Genomic DNA, 17,490 nt, shown 5'->3' with positions numbered 1-17,490 from the left:
CGGTCCACCCTCATGTCACCGATTTCGCACTGAGCGCCGGTGCCGGCGCTTCGATCTTGCTGCCCGGCTCGCGCGACATGCGCGCGACCACGCGGGTGGGGTCGCGCATGTCGATCGACACCAGCCCCTTGCCCAGCAGGCCTGCGCGCCGGTCCTCCACCGCGAAGAAGGCAAGCGCCTTCGCGGCTTCGTCGTCGCCTTCGGGCAGCATCAGCTTCTCGCCCGACTGGAAGATGATGTCCCAGCGGCGGCCGCTCTGCCAGCTGGCGGCGGTGACCAGCGGCTTGAGCGACGGCGCGGCCGACATCAGCGCCGAAAGCTGCGTCGCGCGCCGGTTCGCGCCGGGGCCGACCACTACCGGAAGATCGGGCATCGCGCGGTCGTCGACCGGGCCGATCACCACGCCGTCCTTATCGATCAGCGCCAGCCGGTGCTGATATTGCCAGATCGCTGTGGGCACGCGTTCGACGATGTCGACGACCAGCGTGTCGGGCAGGCGGCGGGACACGCGGGCGTCGGCGATCCAGCCCAGCTTCATCAGTTCGGCGCGGGTGCCCTCCAGATCGACCAGCGGCATCGGCCGGGCCTGCTGCCGCATCGCGACGTCGTAGACGAAGGCGCTGTCGACCTGCTGGCGGTTCAATATCTCGACGTTGCGGACCTTGAACCCGGCGTCGCCGATCCCCTCGGCGATCAGCAGGCCGATCATCTGCGGGATGCCCATCGCGATCAGGCCGGCGACGATCGCCACGGTGATGCCGCCGCCGAGCACCCAGTTGCCCGTCCGGCGCAGCGTCTCGCGGGAGATCGGCAACTGCTCGATCGCGCTGTCCAGCGTCGACGCGCGGCGCTTGGCGGGCGCCCGGCGCGCGGGGGCCGCCTTGGGGCGGGGCCTGCGGTCGGCGGATCGGGCGCGGGCGGCGGTCATGCGATGGCTTTCTCCGCCAGTGCCTCGTCGACGATTGCCTGGACGAGATCGGCATAGCTCATGCCGATATGCTTCGCCTGCTCGGGCACCAGGCTGAGCGGGGTCATCCCCGGCTGGGTGTTGACCTCCAGCAGATAGAGCCCGGCCTCGCCCTGCTCGTCGTCCCAGCGGAAGTCGGAGCGTGACGTGCCTTTGCAGCCGAGCAGCCGGTGCGCGTCGAGCGCCATCTTCATCGCTGCGTCGGCGATGTCCTGGGGCACGTCGGCGGGGCAGATATGGGTGGTCAGACCGTCGGTATATTTGGCTTCATAGTCATAGAAGCCGCTGCTGGGGACCAGCTCGGTCACGCACAGGGCGCGATCACCGAGCACCGCGACGGTCAGTTCGCGCCCCCGGATGAAGGGCTCGGCAAGCAACGTATCGAAGGTCTGCCACGGGCCATGCGAATCACGATGAATCGGCGTGCCGTGATTGTCACGCTCTTTTATGATCGCGACCCCGACCGAAGAGCCTTCGTTGACCGGTTTGAGCACATAGGGCCGCGCGATCGGGTCGCTCTCGTAGAGGCTCTCGCTGGCGACGATCGTGCCCTGGGGCATGCGGATGCCGTGCGGCATGAGCTGCTGCTTGGTCAGTTCCTTGTCGATCGCGATCACAGAGGTGGTCAGCCCCGAATGGGTATAGGTCAGCCCCATCAGGTCCATCATCCCCTGAACCGTGCCGTCCTCGCCGGGGGTGCCGTGCAACGCGTTGAACACGACATCGGGCTTCGCTTGCGCGAGCTTGAGCGCGACGTCGCGATCCATGTCGATCCGCGTGACCTTATGGCCGAGGCTCTCGAGCGCGTCGGCGACGCCGTTGCCCGAGGTCAGCGACACCTCGCGCTCCGAGGACCAGCCGCCCATGAGAACGGCGATGTGAAGGGGGCTATGGCTCACTTCGCCACCCCCACCCGCTGAATTTCCCACTCCAACGTCACGCCTGACTGTGCCTTCACCTTGTCCCTTACCTCTTCGCCCAAAGCCTCGATATCCGACGAGCTGGCCGCGCCGAGGTTGAGCAGGAAATTGCAATGCTTTTCGCTGACCTGCGCGTCGCCGCGCGTCAGCCCGCGGCAGCCGGCGGCGTCGACGAGCTGCCAGGCCTTATGGCCGTCCGGATTCTTGAAGGTCGATCCGCCGGTCTTGCTGCGCAACGGCTGGCTCGCTTCGCGCTCGGCAGCAATGCGGTCCATCTCGGCACCGATCGCGGCTGGTTCGTCGATATGGCCTCGAAAGGTCGCGCTCACCACGATGGCGCCTTCGGGCAGCTCGCTGTGGCGGTAGGTGTAACCCAGGTCGGCCAGGCCGAGAATCTTGCGCTGGCCCGAGCGCAGGACGACGTCCGCTTCGACCAGCACATCCTTGACCTCGCGGCCATAGGCGCCGCCGTTCATCCGCACGAAGCCGCCGACCGTGCCGGGGATCGAGCGCAGGAATTCGATCCCGCCGATCCCCGCGTCGCGTGCGGTGGAGGAGGCGAGGATACCGCTCGTCCCGCCGCCGCAGCGCAGGGTCACCGCGTCGAGCCGTTCGACTTTCGCGAAAGGCTTGCCGAGGCGGACCACGACGCCGGGGACGCCGCCGTCGCGCACGATGAGGTTGGAACCGAGGCCGAGGCCCATCACCGGCACCGCTGGATCGAGCGCGCCCAGGAATTCGCTCAGGTCGTCCACGTCGGCGGGCTCGAACAGCCATTCGGCCGCGCCGCCGCTCTTGAACCAGACAAGCGGCGCCAGCGGCGCGTCCGCCGTCAGCCGGCCGCGCACGGGCGGCAGGGACGGCGAAGACACGCTGCTGGCGGCTGCGTTCATTTCTTCTCGATGCCCCACATGGCCATCCACTGCTCCCAGGCCTGGACCTGGGCATCGGCCAGCTGCTTGGCGGCCTTCGCCGCATTGTCGAACTGCTCGCCGCTGCCCATCGCCTTGAACGCGGCGTCGACCGCGGTCTTCTGCATGTGGAGCACCTGGTCCTGGAGGAGTTTCCAGGATGCGAAATAATCGGTCATGCTGCCTTCTCCTTGGCTATCGCCGCTGAAAGCCCCGCCGCCCATTTGGTAATGTCGCCCGCACCGAGGCAGATGACCATGTCGTCCTGTCCAACAGTCTGCGCAAGGGTCGAGGCCAGTTCTTCGGGTCCGGAAATCACCTGAGCCGCGCGGTGGCCGCGCTGCTTGAGCCCCGCGACCAGGGCCGCCGCGTCGACGCCCTCGATCGGTGCCTCACCCGCGGGATAGACCGGAGCGACATAGACGGTGTCGGCGTCGTTGAACGCGGTCTGGAACTCCACCATCAGGTCGCGCAACCGGGTGTAGCGGTGCGGCTGGACGACCGCGATCACCTTCGCCCGCGCGCCCTCGCGCGCCGCCGCCAGAACGGCGCGGATTTCGACCGGATGATGGCCATAATCATCGATGATCGTCGCCACGCCGTCGCCCACCGGCACTTCGCCGACCTTGGTGAAGCGCCGCTTGACCCCGCCAAACTTGGCGAAGCCATTGGCGATCACCGCGTCCGCAATGTTCATCTCCAGCGCAACGCCGATCGCGGCGAGGGCGTTCTGGACATTGTGGCGGCCCGGCATCGGCAGGATGACGCCCTCGATCCGCCGCGTCTCGCCATCGCGGTTGCGGATGACCACGTCGAAACGGTTGCCGCCCGGAATCGGAGTGACATTGTCGCCGCGCACGTCCGCCTGCGCAGAGAAGCCGTAGGTCACGACCTTGCGGTCGCGCACGCGGGGGATGATCGCCTGCACCTCGGGATGGTCGATGCACAGCAGCGCCGCGCCGTAGAAGGGGACGTTCTCGACGAATTCGACGAAGCTGTCCTTCACCTTGTCGAACGAGCCATAATGGTCGAGATGCTCGGGGTCGATGTTGGTGACGACCGCGATCGTCCCGTCGAGGCGCAAGAAGCTGCCGTCGCTCTCGTCGGCCTCGACCACCATCCAGTCGGACGCGCCGAGGCGGGCGTTCGAGCCATAGCTGTTGATGATGCCGCCGTTGATCACGGTCGGATCGACCCCGCCCGCGTCGAGCAGCGCCGCGACCATCGAGGTGGTCGTCGTCTTGCCATGGGTACCCGCGATCGCGACGGTCGATTTCAGGCGCATCAGCTCGGCCAGCATCTCGGCGCGGCGGACCACGGGGATGCGCTTCTCCAGCGCCAGCTCGACCTCTGGGTTGCCGCGCTTGATCGCGGTCGAGGTGACGACGACTGCGGCATCGCCCAGATTCTCGGCCTTATGACCGATCATCACTGGAATGCCGCGCTTGCGCAGGCCCTCGACGACATAGCCTTCGGCGACGTCGGAGCCCTGCACCTTGTAACCCAGATTGTGCATCACCTCGGCGATGCCGGACATGCCGATGCCGCCGATGCCGATGAAATGGATGGTGCCGATGTCGATTGCGACACCCTTCATGCGAATGCGCCTTTCAGAGGACGGAGTTCGAGATTTTCGACCGGGATCGGTTCCATGACCGGGTTGAGCCCGATCCGTTCGACCAGGTCGGCGAGGTCTTCGGCTGCGTTGGGCCGGCCGACGCCATGCGCGCGCCGGGCCGCGTTGACCAGCGCCTTGGGATCGAGCGCCAGCTTCTGCATCTGCTTGGCCAGTTCCTGTGGCGTGAAGTTCGCCTGCCGGATCGACCGCGCCCCGCCGACCGCCGCGAGCTCGCGGGCGTTGGCGGTCTGGTGATCGTCGGCGGCGGACGGCAGCGGGATCAGGATGGCGGGCCGCCCGGCGACGCTGATGTCGGCGATCGTCGATGCGCCCGCGCGGGCGATCACCAGATGCGCCCAGGCCAGCCGCTCGGGCAGGTCGGTGAAATAGGTGGCGAGATCGGCGGGAATGCCCAGCACCTTATATTTGGTGCGGACCGCTTCGATATCCTCGGGCCGGCATTGCTGGGTGACTTGCAGCCGGCGGCGGAAACCCTGCGGCAGCAGCGCGAGGCCGTCGGGCACGACATCGGACAGGATCGACGCGCCCTGGCTTCCGCCCGTCACCAGCACGCGGAAGATGCTGTCGGGGCCGAGATCGGGGAAGGGCTGGTTACGGATATCCTTGACAATGTCGCGCACCGGATTGCCGACGAGGAAGGTCTTTCCGTCATATTTCTCGCGAAGCCGATAGACCTCGGGATAGGCGGTGGCGATCGCGTCGACCCGGCCCGCGACGAACCGGTTGACCCGCCCCAGCACGGCGTTCTGCTCGTGGATCACGGTGGGGATCTTCGCCTTGAAGGCGGCGCGCAGCGCGGGCAGGGCGGGATAGCCGCCGAAGCCTATCACCGCCGAGGGCTCGAAGGTCGCGTAGAGCTGCCGCGCCATCGCGGTCCCGGCGCGGATGTCTCGCCATGCCTTCAGCCATTCGCGCGGGCCGCCGCCCATCCGTCCGGCGGGGATGACATGGGTCTGCACCCCGTCGAACAAGCCGGGGATGCGCGCACCGCGCTCGTCGGTCACCAGCGCGACGCGATGGCCGCGCCGCATCAGCTCCGCCGCCAATGCATGCGCGGGGACCATATGGCCCCCGGTACCGCCTGCCGCGAGGGCATAATGGCGAACGATGCTCATCTGCCGCCCCACCGCACCGTATAGCTGTTTTCCTTCAGATGCGGATTTTCGCGGGTGAAGGCGAGGAGCAGGCCGACGCCGATCGACAGCGCGATCATCGACGAACCGCCATAGCTGATGAAGGGCAGGGTCATGCCCTTGGACGGCGCGAGGCCGACATTGACCATCATGTTGATCAGTGCCTGCAGGCCGAATTGCGAGACGAGGCCCGCGGAGGCGAGCAGGATGAAGTCATTCTCCTCGCGCAGCAGCCGCAGCGAGACGCGCGCGACGATCGCCAGATAGAGGCACGCGATGGCGATGCAGGCGATCAGCCCGAATTCCTCGCCGATCACCGAGAAGATATAATCCGTGTGCGGTTCGGGCAGGCTGAACTTCTCGGTGCCTGCGCCGGGGCCGGTGCCCAGCAGCCCGCCATTGGTCAATGTCGCATGGGCGCGGTCGACCTGATAGGTGTCGCCCTGCTTGAACAGGAATTTGTTGATGCGCTCGGTGGCCACCGAATAGAAGAGATAGGCCGAGACGATCGCGGCGAGGCCGCCCGCGCCGAGCATGCCGAGCAGCTTGAGCGATGCGCCCGAAAGCATCAGCAGCACCACCCACACCGAGACGAAGATCACCGTCTGGCCGAAATCGGGCTGCTTCATCAGCAGGCCGGCGACCAGCGCCATCGGCACCACCGAGATCAGCGCGAAGGGAATCCCCGGATTGCGGACGCGCAGCGAGAACAGCCACGCCATGCCGACCGCGAACAGCGGCTTCAGGAATTCCGAAGGCTGGAGCTTGGCCGAACCGACGCCGATCCAGCGCTGCGCGCCGTTGGCGCTGCTGCCGATCACTGGTACCAATGCGAGCAACACCAGGAAGATCAGCCCGCCGATCAACGCCATGCGCCGCGCCATCTTCACCGGCAGTGCCGACACCCCGATCATCACCGGGACGGCGATCACCGTCCAGGCCAGCTGCATCCAGAAATAATGGCGGGCGGCGACGGTGACGCCATTGCCCGAATAGCGCACGCCCGCGGCGGGCGACGCCGCGGCGACTGCGATCAGCCCGATGCCGATCAGCATCGTCACGAGCAGCAGCAGCACCCGGTCGATTTCCCAGAACCAGCGCGCGAACGGGGTGCGCTTGCCGCGTCCGAAGCGTGATCGTTTGAAGGGGGAGGCGTGGGTCGGCACGGAGGAGTCGAAGGACATGGTGACGTTCATAGCGAAAGCCCCTCCACCGCGCGACGGAAGGCGTCGCCGCGTGCCTCATAATCGCTGAACTGATCGAAGGACGCGCAGGCCGGCGACAACATCACCACCTCGCCCGGCCGGGCGGCGGCGGCGGCGTCCTTCACGGCCTGGTCGAGCGTGCCGCTCTCGGTGACCGGCTTGCCCGCCTCGCGCAGGATGCGGGCGAACATCGGGCCCGCCTGGCCGATCGTGTAAGCGGCGGCGACATGATCGAAATAGGGCGCGCAATCGTCGAGATCGTCGGTCTTGGGCAGACCGCCGAGGATCCAGTGGATCTTGGGGTAGGCGCCTAGTGCGGGCGCGGTCGCGGTCGCGTTGGTCGCCTTGCTGTCGTTGACGAACAGCACGCCGCCCCTTTCCGCGATCCGCTCCATGCGGTGCGGCAGGCCCGGATAGGTGGCGAGGCCACGCTCGATGACCTCGTCCGAAATCCCCAGCGCGCGGGCGACGAAGATCGCGATTACCGCATTCTGGGCATTGTGCGGGCCTTGCAGCGCGGGCCAGTTCTCCTGCCCCGCCACATCGGTCGACCGGACGCCGATCGCCTTGCGCCGCGCGGCGATCGCCCGGCTGGGATCGTCCTCGGTCGCGACGATCGCAACATGGGTAGGCGTCTGCATCGCGAACAGCCGTTCCTTGCTGTCGGCGTAGCCCTGGAAGCCATCATAGCGGTCGAGATGGTCGGGGGTGATGTTGGTCAGCACCGCGATGTCGCAATCGAGGCTGAAGGTCAGATCGATCTGGTAGCTCGACAGTTCGAGCACATAGACGCCGCCGCCGGGCAGCGGATCGCGGCCCATGATCGGCAGGCCGATATTGCCGCCCATCAGCGTCGGAATGCCCGCCGTCTCGACGATATGCTTGATCAGCGCGGTGGTGGTCGATTTGCCGTTGGTTCCGGTGATGCCGACCACCTTGTGCGCGGGCAGGTCGGCGCGCGCCTGGGCGAACAGCTCGATGTCGCCGATCACGGGGACGCCGAATCTCGCGGCGTGCGCGGCGATCGGATGTTTGTTGAGCGGCACGCCGGGAGAGACGATCACGCCCGCAAAGCCGGTCAGGTCGGCCTCGACCGGATCAGCGAAGCTGACGCCGCTGACCTTCGCGCGCGCCTCTTCCTTGCTGTCCCACGCCACCACTGTCGCGCCCGAGGCGAGCAGCGCCTCGACCGTCGCCACGCCCGAGCGCGCCAGGCCGAGCACGGCATAGGTCTTCCCCGCAAAGGCGCGGCTTGTGATCACCGCAGCTTGAGCGTCGCGAGGCCGGCGAGGGCGAGGACGAAGGAGATGATCCAGAAGCGGATCACCACGGTCGGTTCGCTCCAGCCGAGTTGTTCGAAATGATGGTGGATCGGCGCCATCCGGAAGATGCGCTTGCCCGTGCGCTTGTAGAAGAACACCTGAAGGACGACCGAGACAGTCTCCATCACGAACAGGCCGCCGACGATCGCCAGCACGATCTCGTGATGGGTGACGACCGAGATGACGCCGAGCGCGCCGCCGAGCGCGAGGCTGCCGGTGTCGCCCATGAACACCGCCGCTGGGGGCGCATTGAACCACAGGAAGGCGAGGCCAGCGCCGATGATCGCGGCGGTCAGGATCGTCAGGTCGCCCGCGCCGGGCACATGCGGAATGCCCAGATAATGCGCGAAGACCTTGTTGCCGACCAGATAGGCGATGACGAAGAAGGCGAGGCTGGCGATCACCACCGGCATCGTCGCGAGCCCGTCGAGCCCGTCGGTCAGGTTCACCGCGTTGCCGAAGGCGACGATCACGAACGCCGCGAAGACGACGTAGAAGGGGCCGAGGTCGATCACCGGACCATTATAGAAAGGCACGTAGAGCTGGGTGCCGTTGCCCGACACGATCAGCCAGCTCGCGACACCGGCTATGGCGAATTCGCCGAGCAGGCGCACCTTGCCCGAAACGCCCTTGTGGCTGCGCTTCGTAACCTTGTCATAATCGTCGAGGAATCCGATCAGACCGAAGCCGAGCGTCACCAGGATACACGCCCAGACATAGCGGTTGTTGAGGTCCATCCACAGCAGCAGCGAAACGATCACCGCGATCAGGATCATCAGGCCGCCCATCGTCGGGGTGCCGATCTTGCTCAGATGGGTCTGCGGGCCGTCGGCGCGGATCGGCTGTCCCTTGCCCTGGCGGACGCGAAGCCAGCCGATGAAGCGCGGGCCGATGATCAGGCCGATGAACAGCGCGGTCAGCGCTGCGCCGCCCGCCCGGAAGGTCAGGTAGCGGATGAGATTCAGGACGCCCGGAAACCCAAGCTGTTCGGCAATCAGGTAGAGCATGTCGTCCTTTCGCCGGCCAGGGCCCCCGAGCGCAGATGCTCGACGAGCCGCGACAAGCCGATCGCGTTCGATCCCTTGATCAATATGGCGTCGCCGGGCGCGATCAGGGTCCCGATCGAATCGAGCGCCGCGCCGGCGTCGGGCACATGCGCGAAATCGATCCGGCCCTCAAGCGCGTTTGCGAGTGGCGTCATCTCCGATCCGACGAGCAGAGCGAAGTCGACCTTGGCGGCGCGCAGCGGGGCTTCCAGGTCGGCATGATAGGCCGGCGAACTATGGCCGAGCTCGCGCATCTCGCCGAGGATCGCGATGCGGCGCTCGGCGCGCTGCTCTCCCAGCACCTTGATCGTCGCCGCCATCGACGCGGGATTGGCGTTGTAGCTCTCGTCGATCACCAGCGCCTCGCCGTCGCCGACCGGCACCTGGCTGCGCTGACCGCGCCCCGCCAGGCCGGGCATCTCGGCAAAGGCCAGCCCCGCCGCGGCGAGATCACCGCCGACTGCCCAGACCGCAGCGATCACCGCCATCGCGTTCGACACCCAATGGTCGCCGGGCGGCGCGATGGTGAAGGTCAGCTCGGCATCTGGCAGGATCAGCGAGACGAGCGTGCCCTTGTCGAGCGGGATGACATCCTGCGCGCGGATATCCGCGCCTTGGGTCATGCCGAAGGTCAGGATGCGCGCCGCATGGGGTTTTGCCGCCGCGATCAGCCGGTCGCGGTGGGGGCTGTCGAAGGGGATGATCGCGGTGCCGCCGGGCTCGAGGCCCTGAAAAATCTCGCCCTTGGCGTCGGCGATCGCTTCCTCGTTCGCGAAATAGGCGCTGTGCGCGGGGGCGATCGCGGTGACGATCGCGACATGCGGACGGACGAGGCGGGTCAGCGACGCCAGCTCGCCCTGATGGTTCATCCCCATCTCGAAGACGCCGACTTTGGTGTCGGCCGGCATGCGGGCGAGGCTCAGCGGCACGCCGGTGTGGTTGTTGTAGCTCTTGACCGAGCGATGGACCTGGCCGGGCATGGCGCGGTCCAGACAGGCGAACAGCGCCTCCTTGGTTCCGGTCTTGCCGACCGAGCCGGTCACGCCGATGACCTTGCCCGTCATCCGCGCGCGGGACGCCGCGCCCAGCGCGTTGAGGGCCGCCATCGTGTCGGCGACGCGAACATGCGGGCCGTTGCAGGCGTCGGAGGTGATCGCACCCGCGGCCCCGGCGTCGAATATCTTGTCGAGAAAGCGGTGGCCGTCGGTCGTCTCGCCCTTCAGCGCGATGAACAGGTCGCCCGCGCCGATCTCGCGCGAATCGAACGCGACGCCATTGGCCGCGAAATCCCCATGAATCTCGCCATCGGCAGCGGCGGCTATGTCGAAGGCGGTCCAGAGCGGCGTCATGCCGCGCACTCGCGCGCGACGGTGACGTCGTCGAACGGCAGGACACGGTCGCCGATGATCTGGCCCTGTTCGTGGCCCTTGCCGGCGATCAGGACGATGTCGCCGTCCTGCGCTTCGGCGATGGCCGCGGCGATCGCCTCGCGCCGACCGCCGATCTCGGTCGCGCCGGGCGCTCCCGCCATCACGTCGCGGCGGATCGCGGCGGGGTCCTCGCTGCGCGGATTGTCGTCGGTCACGATCGCGCGGTCGGACAGGCGGGTCGCGACCTCGCCCATCAGCGGCCGCTTTCCGGTGTCGCGGTCGCCGCCCGCGCCGAACACGGTGGTCAGCTTGCCCGCGGTGTGCGGGCGCAGCGCGGTGATCGCCGCTTCCAGCCCGTCCGGAGTGTGGGCATAATCGACATATATCGGCGCGCCGGTCTTGGTGATCGCCGCGCGCTCGAGCCGCCCGCGCACCGGGGCAACGCGCTGGAGATTGGCGAGCGTCGTATCGACATCGCCGCCCGTCGCGATGACGAGGCCCGCCGCGACCAGCGAATTGGCGGCCTGATAGGCGCCGATCAGCGGCAGCTTGAGGTCACGGGTCTTGCCGTCGATCTCGATCTTCAATGTCTGGCCGAGCGCGGTCGGGGTGCGATCGAGCAGGCGGATCGTCTCGCCGTGGGAACCGACGCTGAGCAGCCTGACGCCCCGGGTCCGAACCGCCGCCATCACCTCGGCCGATTTGGCATCGTCCGCCCACACCACCACCGCGCCGTCCTGATCGACGACCTCGGTGAACAGGCGCATCTTGGCGGCGAAATAGTCCTCCATCGTGCCATGATAATCGAGGTGGTCGCGGCTCAGATTGGTGAAGGCGGCGGCGCGGACCGGCAGGCCCTCGGTGCGATATTGCGACAGGCCATGGCTCGACGCCTCGAACGCGGCGTGGGTCACGCCCTCGCGGTTCAGCCCGGCCATGTTCGACAGAAAGGTGACGATGTCGGGCGTCGTCAGCCCTGTCGAGACCTGATCGTCGGCGGTGGTGACGCCCAGCGTGCCGATCGACGCGGCGTGATAGCCCGCCATCCGCCACAGCTGGCGGGTAAGTTCGACGGTCGATGTCTTGCCGTTGGTGCCGGTGACCGCGACCGTCGTCTCGGGAAATGGCGCAAAGAAGTTGGCGGCGAGGCTCGCAAAAGCGCGGCGCGGCTCGGCATCGGCGACATGGATCGCGCCCTCGACCGTCACGCCCGGCGCGGACACGATGGCAATCGCGCCGTGGGCGACCGCCTGGCTGATGAAATCCTCGCCGTTGAAGCGCGCCCCCTTGAAGGCGCCGAAGACCGTGCCGGGTGCGACCTTGCGGTGATCGATGGCGAATCCGGTGACGCGCGCTTGCCCCCCGTCCGGGGAAATGCCGGGAAGAAGGTCAATCAATCGCATGTACCGTCTCTTCCTGCTTCTCCCCCTTCGCCTTCTGCTGCTCCTCATAGACATAGGGCAGGATGTCGGACAGATCGATGTCCTTGCTGGTGTCGGGAATGATGCCAAGCATCGGGCCGATCCGCGCGATGATATTCTTGACGGCGGGCAGCGCGGTCCACGCAGCGGTACGGAAGCCGTAGGTCTCCTTGATGCCCTGCGGCTCGTCCATCGTCACGATCACGACATAGCGGGGCGCGTCCATCGGAAAGGCCCCGGCGAAGGTCGTCACCAGGCTGTTGTGGATGTAACGGCCGTTCAGGTTCTTTTCGGCAGTGCCGGTCTTGCCGCCGATCCGCAGGCCGGGGACATTGCCGGTCTTGCCGGTGCCGTGCGTGACGACCAGACGCATGAGCTGGCGCACGCGACGGCTCGTCTCTTCCGAAATGACCCGATGGCCCTGCGGCACGTCGCCGGGCGCGCGCTTCAGCATCGTCGCGGGGCGCATGATTCCGCCATTGACGAGCGCGGCATAGGCGTTGGCGAGATGGAGCTGGCTGACCGCGATGCCATGGCCATAGGCGGTGGTCATGACGGTGGTGCGCGCCCAGAAGCCCGGCCACAGCGGCTTGCCGCGCGCGCCGAGCTCCAGCTCGACCGGACGATCGAAGCCCAGCTTGCGGAAGAAGGCGGCGGTACGCGCCTCGCCCAGCTCGTCGGCGATCCGCGCGGTGCCGATATTGCTCGAATGGATCATGATGTCGGGAATCGACATCCAGCGATTCTCGGGATGGTCGTCCTTGATCTTGAACTTGCCGACCTGGAGCGGCGCGGTCGCGTCATAGCGCTTGCCGAAGTCGGTGATCACGCCATTCTCGATCGCGTTGGCGAAAGTGATCATCTTGAAGGTCGAACCGAGCTCGTAGACCGAGCTGATCGCGCGGTTGTAGCGCGCGTCGGGGCGCAGCGGATCGGTGCCGACGGGGACGAGCCCCGGCGCGTTCGAGTTGAACACGGGCAGCGACGCCATCGCCAGGATCTCGCCGGTATGGACGTCGAGGACGATGCCCGCGCCGCCGACCGCGCTATGCTTGATCACCTGGTTGCGCAGCGCATTTTCCATCGCGGCCTGGACACGGCTATCGATCGACAGCGCCACCGGGCGGCCGCCATTGGCCGGGCTGGTCAGCCGCTTGTCCAGAAAGGCTTCCATGCCACTGACCGGCACGCCGCCCAGGTCCATATAGCCGATCGCCTGGCTGGCCATCGTGCCCTGCGGATAGAAACGCTTGGGCTCGGGCACTTCCTCGATCGCGGGCTCGCCGAGCAGGCGCACCGCGTGGATCTTGGCGGGGGTCGCGCCGCGCTCCAGATAGACGAACTTCTTCGGGCCGCTGAGAATGCGGCGATAATAGTCGACGGGACGCGTCGGGAACAGGCGGGCCAGCTCGACCGCCAGTTTCTCCTTGTCGCCGATGATGCGCGGCGGGCGGATCGCCAGGCTGATGCCCTTGATGTTGCCGGCCAGCACCACGCCGTTGCGGTCGGTGATGTCGGCGCGCTGAACGCGGCTGGCGATCGCCTGCGACCGGTCGGGGGCGTCGAAGATGGCGAGATAGAGCAGGCGCAGGCCGATGACCCCGATCATCAGCGCGAACGCCATCATCAGGATCATCAGCCGGTAATGGGCCGTCTGGCTATGGTGGTTGGTCTTGGCGAGGGCGCGGTCGCGCGGCGGGGCAAGCCCGACGGCGATCGCGTTCATGGCTTCACTTTGCGCGAGCGGTTCGCCGAGCCTTCGTCGCCGAGATCGGCGAGGAAGTCGTCGCCCAGCGCGGCCGCCCTGGCGGGCTTCCGCAGGGCAACCTCGCGCACCGGCGACGGCGTGGCGGGGGCCAGCGCCGATGGTTTCGCCTGGACATAGTTGGCCTGGCGCAGCGCGGGCTGCGCGACGACGGGGGCCGGTGGCGCGGCCACGGCAGTGGGCTTCGCCGTGCGGTCCAGACCGCCATCCTCGATCACGTTCAGGCTGACCTGGTTGACCGCGCCATGGCTGGCGACGATCGCGGGATCGAGCGGCAGCGCCGAGGTCCCGGGCTGCGGCTGCGCCAGCGCGACCAGCTTGATCGAGCTCGAGACGAACTGCTCCGCGCCGGGTGCCTGCAGGCCATAGACGGTGGCGTTCCACTTCTCGATCTGCGCGAGCCCGCCGCGCGTATCGATCTCGGTGCGCAGCTGGCGTATTTCCTGGTTGGTCGCGACGATCTTCCGCTCCACCCCGGACAGTTCGGCGCGCTTCGCCGCCACCGTCTGCGAGACCATGTAGAAGGCCAGCGCGGCGGCGCAGATGCCGCCCGTCCACACCACCTCTCGAAAGCGGGTCGTGATCATCCCTGACGTCCTTCTTTTTGTGCGGTGAGGCCCCAGGCGGAGGCCTCGGTCCTGCGGGCGACGCGCAATGTCGCGGAGCGGGACCGGGGGTTGCGGGCGAGTTCGGCTTCGCTGGCGCGCACGGGTTTGGCGACGGCGTCGAAGCTGGGGCGCGGCCCCCCGCCGCGCACATCGGGAAGGTGACGCGATCCGGCGGGGGTTGCCCCGCTGCGCTCGCGCAGGAAACGCTTTACGATCCGATCCTCGATCGAATGGAAGGAGACGACCGCGAGCCGGCCGCCGGGGCGCAGCACCCGCTCGGCGGCGGCCAGACCCTGTTCGAGCTCGTCCAGTTCGGCGTTGAGATGGATGCGGATCGCCTGGAAGGTGCGGGTTGCCGGATCCTTTTTCTCGTGCGGACGATGGCCGAGCGCGCGGCGCACGACATCGGCCAGTTCGCCGGTCCGGCTGATCGGGCGGGCGGCGACGATCGCGCGGGCGACGCGGCGGGCGCGGGGCTCCTCGCCCAGTTCGTGCAGCACGTCGGCGATCTCGGCTTCGTCGGCCTCGTTGACGAAGTCGGCGGCGCTCATGCCGGCCTGCTCCATCCGCATGTCGAGCGGGCCGTCGGCCTGAAAGGAGAAACCGCGATCGGCCTGGTCGAGCTGCATCGACGACACGCCGATGTCGAGCGTCACGCCGTCGACCTGATCGACGCCACGCTCGTTCAGTGCCTCGGCCAGACGGGAAAAGCGGTCCTGGACAAGGGTGAGTGCGCCGTCATTCCCCGCTTCGAGGGCGCGGCCAGCCTCGATCGCATCGGGGTCGCGGTCGAACGCGATCACGCGTGCGCCGGTGCGCAGGATCGCGCGCGTATAGCCGCCCGCGCCGAAGGTGCCGTCGACATGGGTCTCGCCCGCCTTGGGATCCAGGCCGGCAATCACCTCGTCGAGGAGGACGGGAATATGGGGCGCGGGGGCGGTCATGCGCGCTCCTTCCGCCGGGCGAGCAGGTCTTCCATCTCCTCGATCACGTCGGCGGTCTCGCCGCCTTCGGTGGCGCGGAGGATCTCGGGATTCCAGATGCGGAAGCGCCGGCCCCGGCCGACGAAGAAGGCGTCGCCGTCGATCTTCGCCTTGATGCGCAGCCGCTCGGGCAGGATCATCCGGCCGGCTGCGTCGAAATTGACGTCCTTCATCAGTGGATAGGCCTTGGCCTCTTCCTCTTCGAGGACGTCGCCATGCATGCGTCCGGTTTCGGCGGCGATGCGCGCGGCGTGCGCGTCCATCTGCTCCTCATGCTCGGCGATCTGGCGGCCGTCTGACACTTCGATGCAGGGCAGGGTGGGGTGTTTCGCCATGCGCAGGACCCGCTCGAGGCCCGGGGCGACCTTGCCGCCGCCGCAGCGGATTTCGATGGTCTGACGGAAGGCAGCAGGCAGCGAAACGCGACCCTTCTGGTCGACGCCGTTCAAATGAACGTCATTGAAGACCGCACCACCCGCCGCCACAGCCGCACCCCGTTCGAGCGAGGGAAGCATCGCAGGGGCCGCACCGTCCTCCCGGACGGTTCGAGGCGTGCTTTACGCCAAGCGATACTTCCCACCCCATTTCACCATGCTGGATGTACTGGGATCGGACTGGTTTTTCAAAGCATTTTTATACCATTTCATGGATTCATACGGTTCAGCCTGTGGATTCATGGAATCGCATGGGATGGGCCGCCATGCCGCGGCGCGCCATGCGCGGCTGGAATCCGGGGCTCCCGGTCTGAAGGGTCCTGTGGATAAGTTTGTCGAAAACGACGGGCGCGGCGCGGCGCCTTCCGCGGCTTAGGTCGGCCGCGGGCCGGTCAGTCAGGCGTTATGAGCGTCCGGTGCGCGCGATCAGCGCGGCGACTCGGCCTTCGAGTCGTCCTTGTCGCCGGCGGTTCCGCCCGGTGCGACGCCGAGCTCGGCAAGGGGGTCGGCGGGCGGCGCCTCGCTGCCATTGGCCGCGTCATTGGCCGAGGCCGCATTGCCCGTCCGTTCCTTGGAATGGAATCCGACGATGGCCGCCGCCAGCAAGACGATCAGAAACACGACCGCAAGGCCGGTTATGCCGACACGCACGCGCTGCATCAGGCGGTGATCCCCATGGGGGACAATGTCCGTCAGCCTCGTGCCGAGGTCAATCGCCAATTTCCCGCCGGTGCGGGAACGCCGCCGAACTTTAGCGCCGCAGAAGCGCGGGGACCGGCAACCCCTTCGCCTCGAGCCACGCCGGGTTGAACAGCGACGACAGGTAGCGCATGCCGGAATCGCACAGGATCGTGATGATCGTCTTGCCCGGACCCATCTCCTTGGCGAGCGCGATAGCACCGGCGACGTTGATCCCCGACGACAGGCCGACGCACAGCCCTTCCTGTTCAAGCAGGCCGTAGACCTGTTCGAGCCCCGCCTCGTCCGAGACGCGGAACTGGGTGTCCACGGGCGCTCCGTCGAGATTGGCGGTGATCCGGCTCTGGCCGATGCCTTCGGCGACGCTGCTGCCTTCGGCCTTCAGTTCGCCATGCGCGAAATAATTATAGAGCGCCGCGCCGTGCGGATCGGTGAGGCCGATCACGACGTCCTCGCTGAACTCCTTCAGGCCGAGGCCGACCCCGGCCAATGTGCCGCCGGTGCCCACGGCGCAGGTGAAGCCGTCGATCTTGCCGCCCGTCTGCGCCCAAATCTCGGGCGCGGTGGTGCGGATATGGGCAAGCCGGTTGGCGGTGTTGTCAAACTGGTTGGCCCAGAGCGCGCCGGGCGTCTCCTCGGCGATGCGGCGCGAGGTGTGCACATAATGCGCCGGGTTCGAATAGGCGGTCGGCGCGACCAGCACCAGTTCGGCGCCCAGGGCGCGCAACGTCTGTTGCTTCTCCTGGCTCTGGGTGTCGGTCATCACGATGATCGTCCGGTAGCCGCGCGCATTGCCGACCAGCGCCAGGCCGATGCCGGTATTGCCGGCCGTGCCCTCGACGATGATGCCGCCGGGCTGGATCAGCCCGCGTTCCTCGGCGTCGGTGATGATCGCCAGCGCGGCGCGGTCCTTCACCGAGCCGCCGGGATTCATGAACTCGCACTTGGCAAGGATCTCGCATCCGGTCGCCTCGCTCGGTCCCTTGAGGCGGACCAGCGGCGTGTTGCCGATCAGTGCAAGCGCGTCGGGCGCAATCTTCTCATTTGCCATGGGCGCTACCTAGCCG

General features: G+C 67.4%; 18 protein-coding genes. 1 reads left to right on the top strand and 17 read right to left on the bottom strand.

What is annotated here, in order from left to right:
* Nucleotides 1-10: 10 nt before the first annotated feature.
* From ASE00_RS11545 to ASE00_RS11475, 15 genes are read right to left on the bottom strand one after another with little or no spacing between them, the layout of a single operon-like run.
* A complete protein-coding gene (locus ASE00_RS11545; protein WP_056380355.1) occupies nt 11-928 on the bottom strand; it encodes a cell division protein FtsQ/DivIB in 918 nt (305 codons plus the stop codon).
* Nucleotides 925-1,866, bottom strand: coding sequence for a D-alanine--D-alanine ligase (locus ASE00_RS11540; RefSeq protein WP_056380354.1), 942 nt, complete (start codon nt 1,864-1,866; stop codon nt 925-927). Before ASE00_RS11540 ends, ASE00_RS11545 begins: the two co-directional genes overlap by 4 nt.
* Nucleotides 1,863-2,780: a UDP-N-acetylmuramate dehydrogenase gene (gene murB, locus ASE00_RS11535; RefSeq protein WP_200957922.1), complete on the bottom strand. Its 918-nt coding sequence runs from the start codon at nt 2,778-2,780 to the stop codon at nt 1,863-1,865. The genes ASE00_RS11540 and murB overlap by 4 nt, the downstream gene beginning before the upstream one ends.
* Nucleotides 2,777-2,977 carry a hypothetical protein gene (locus ASE00_RS11530; protein WP_056380353.1) on the bottom strand — a complete coding sequence of 67 codons (201 nt, stop codon included), beginning with the start codon at nt 2,975-2,977 and terminating at the stop codon, nt 2,777-2,779. Before ASE00_RS11530 ends, murB begins: the two co-directional genes overlap by 4 nt.
* On the bottom strand, nt 2,974-4,395 hold the full coding sequence (gene murC, locus ASE00_RS11525) for a UDP-N-acetylmuramate--L-alanine ligase (RefSeq protein ID WP_056380350.1): 1,422 nt from the start codon (nt 4,393-4,395) through the stop codon (nt 2,974-2,976). The genes ASE00_RS11530 and murC overlap by 4 nt, the downstream gene beginning before the upstream one ends.
* Nucleotides 4,392-5,552 (bottom strand): undecaprenyldiphospho-muramoylpentapeptide beta-N-acetylglucosaminyltransferase, encoded by a 1,161-nt coding sequence (gene murG, locus ASE00_RS11520; protein WP_056381598.1) that lies wholly within the window; start codon nt 5,550-5,552, stop codon nt 4,392-4,394. The genes murC and murG overlap by 4 nt, the downstream gene beginning before the upstream one ends.
* Complete coding sequence (locus tag ASE00_RS11515) at nt 5,549-6,766, bottom strand: FtsW/RodA/SpoVE family cell cycle protein (protein WP_056380348.1); 1,218 nt, start codon at nt 6,764-6,766, stop codon at nt 5,549-5,551. The genes murG and ASE00_RS11515 overlap by 4 nt, the downstream gene beginning before the upstream one ends.
* Nucleotides 6,763-8,037: a UDP-N-acetylmuramoyl-L-alanine--D-glutamate ligase gene (murD, locus tag ASE00_RS11510; protein WP_056380346.1), complete on the bottom strand. Its 1,275-nt coding sequence runs from the start codon at nt 8,035-8,037 to the stop codon at nt 6,763-6,765. Before murD ends, ASE00_RS11515 begins: the two co-directional genes overlap by 4 nt.
* On the bottom strand, nt 8,034-9,104 hold the full coding sequence (mraY, locus tag ASE00_RS11505) for a phospho-N-acetylmuramoyl-pentapeptide-transferase (protein ID WP_056380344.1): 1,071 nt from the start codon (nt 9,102-9,104) through the stop codon (nt 8,034-8,036). Before mraY ends, murD begins: the two co-directional genes overlap by 4 nt.
* A complete protein-coding gene (locus ASE00_RS11500; RefSeq protein WP_056380342.1) occupies nt 9,092-10,492 on the bottom strand; it encodes a UDP-N-acetylmuramoyl-tripeptide--D-alanyl-D-alanine ligase in 1,401 nt (466 codons plus the stop codon). Before ASE00_RS11500 ends, mraY begins: the two co-directional genes overlap by 13 nt.
* Nucleotides 10,489-11,916, bottom strand: a complete 1,428-nt coding sequence (locus ASE00_RS11495; RefSeq protein WP_056380340.1) for a UDP-N-acetylmuramoyl-L-alanyl-D-glutamate--2,6-diaminopimelate ligase — start codon at nt 11,914-11,916, stop codon at nt 10,489-10,491. The genes ASE00_RS11500 and ASE00_RS11495 overlap by 4 nt, the downstream gene beginning before the upstream one ends.
* Nucleotides 11,903-13,660 carry a peptidoglycan D,D-transpeptidase FtsI family protein gene (locus ASE00_RS11490; RefSeq protein WP_056380338.1) on the bottom strand — a complete coding sequence of 586 codons (1,758 nt, stop codon included), beginning with the start codon at nt 13,658-13,660 and terminating at the stop codon, nt 11,903-11,905. The genes ASE00_RS11495 and ASE00_RS11490 overlap by 14 nt, the downstream gene beginning before the upstream one ends.
* The gene (locus tag ASE00_RS11485; RefSeq protein WP_156405397.1) at nt 13,657-14,286 is read right to left on the bottom strand and encodes a hypothetical protein; all 630 of its coding nucleotides are present in this window, start codon (nt 14,284-14,286) and stop codon (nt 13,657-13,659) included. Before ASE00_RS11485 ends, ASE00_RS11490 begins: the two co-directional genes overlap by 4 nt.
* A complete protein-coding gene (rsmH, locus tag ASE00_RS11480) occupies nt 14,283-15,251 on the bottom strand; it encodes a 16S rRNA (cytosine(1402)-N(4))-methyltransferase RsmH (protein WP_056380334.1) in 969 nt (322 codons plus the stop codon). Before rsmH ends, ASE00_RS11485 begins: the two co-directional genes overlap by 4 nt.
* Nucleotides 15,248-15,805: a division/cell wall cluster transcriptional repressor MraZ gene (locus ASE00_RS11475; protein ID WP_235538638.1), complete on the bottom strand. Its 558-nt coding sequence runs from the start codon at nt 15,803-15,805 to the stop codon at nt 15,248-15,250. Before ASE00_RS11475 ends, rsmH begins: the two co-directional genes overlap by 4 nt.
* A gap of 76 nt (nt 15,806-15,881) precedes the next feature.
* Here ASE00_RS11475 and ASE00_RS23745 point away from each other — a divergent pair, with 76 nt between their 5' ends.
* Complete coding sequence (locus tag ASE00_RS23745) at nt 15,882-16,100, top strand: hypothetical protein (protein WP_162256449.1); 219 nt, start codon at nt 15,882-15,884, stop codon at nt 16,098-16,100.
* Nucleotides 16,101-16,150: 50 nt separating this feature from the next.
* On the opposite strand, the gene ASE00_RS11470 is transcribed toward ASE00_RS23745, so the two are convergent.
* Nucleotides 16,151-16,444: a hypothetical protein gene (locus ASE00_RS11470; RefSeq protein WP_235538637.1), complete on the bottom strand. Its 294-nt coding sequence runs from the start codon at nt 16,442-16,444 to the stop codon at nt 16,151-16,153.
* Between the two features lie 31 nt (nt 16,445-16,475).
* Entirely contained in the window at nt 16,476-17,474 is a 999-nt protein-coding gene (locus ASE00_RS11465) for a cysteine synthase A (RefSeq protein WP_056380328.1), read from the bottom strand.
* Nucleotides 17,475-17,490 lie beyond the last annotated feature (16 nt).

Origin of the sequence: Sphingomonas sp. Root710 (genome assembly GCF_001429065.1) — a bacterium.
Taxonomy (GTDB): domain Bacteria; phylum Pseudomonadota; class Alphaproteobacteria; order Sphingomonadales; family Sphingomonadaceae; genus Rhizorhabdus.
This window is presented reverse-complemented; position numbering and strand designations above follow the sequence as displayed.

Excerpts from the sequence above, each read along its gene's own strand:
- ASE00_RS11545 (WP_056380355.1), bottom strand. The coding sequence starts at position 928 with ATGACCGCCGCCCGCGCCCGATCCGCCGACCGCAGGCCCCGCCCCAAG.
- murB (WP_200957922.1), bottom strand. The coding sequence starts at position 2,780 with ATGAACGCAGCCGCCAGCAGCGTGTCTTCGCCGTCCCTGCCGCCCGTG.
- ASE00_RS11530 (WP_056380353.1), bottom strand. The coding sequence starts at position 2,977 with ATGACCGATTATTTCGCATCCTGGAAACTCCTCCAGGACCAGGTGCTC.
- murC (WP_056380350.1), bottom strand. The coding sequence starts at position 4,395 with ATGAAGGGTGTCGCAATCGACATCGGCACCATCCATTTCATCGGCATC.
- murG (WP_056381598.1), bottom strand. The coding sequence starts at position 5,552 with ATGAGCATCGTTCGCCATTATGCCCTCGCGGCAGGCGGTACCGGGGGC.
- ASE00_RS11515 (WP_056380348.1), bottom strand. The coding sequence starts at position 6,766 with ATGAACGTCACCATGTCCTTCGACTCCTCCGTGCCGACCCACGCCTCC.
- mraY (WP_056380344.1), bottom strand. The coding sequence starts at position 9,104 with ATGCTCTACCTGATTGCCGAACAGCTTGGGTTTCCGGGCGTCCTGAAT.
- ASE00_RS11500 (WP_056380342.1), bottom strand. The coding sequence starts at position 10,492 with ATGACGCCGCTCTGGACCGCCTTCGACATAGCCGCCGCTGCCGATGGC.
- ASE00_RS11495 (WP_056380340.1), bottom strand. The coding sequence starts at position 11,916 with ATGCGATTGATTGACCTTCTTCCCGGCATTTCCCCGGACGGGGGGCAA.
- ASE00_RS11490 (WP_056380338.1), bottom strand. The coding sequence starts at position 13,660 with ATGAACGCGATCGCCGTCGGGCTTGCCCCGCCGCGCGACCGCGCCCTC.
- ASE00_RS11485 (WP_156405397.1), bottom strand. The coding sequence starts at position 14,286 with ATGATCACGACCCGCTTTCGAGAGGTGGTGTGGACGGGCGGCATCTGC.
- rsmH (WP_056380334.1), bottom strand. The coding sequence starts at position 15,251 with ATGACCGCCCCCGCGCCCCATATTCCCGTCCTCCTCGACGAGGTGATT.
- ASE00_RS11475 (WP_235538638.1), bottom strand. The coding sequence starts at position 15,805 with ATGCTTCCCTCGCTCGAACGGGGTGCGGCTGTGGCGGCGGGTGGTGCG.
- ASE00_RS23745 (WP_162256449.1), top strand. The coding sequence starts at position 15,882 with ATGCTGGATGTACTGGGATCGGACTGGTTTTTCAAAGCATTTTTATAC.
- ASE00_RS11465 (WP_056380328.1), bottom strand. The coding sequence starts at position 17,474 with ATGGCAAATGAGAAGATTGCGCCCGACGCGCTTGCACTGATCGGCAAC.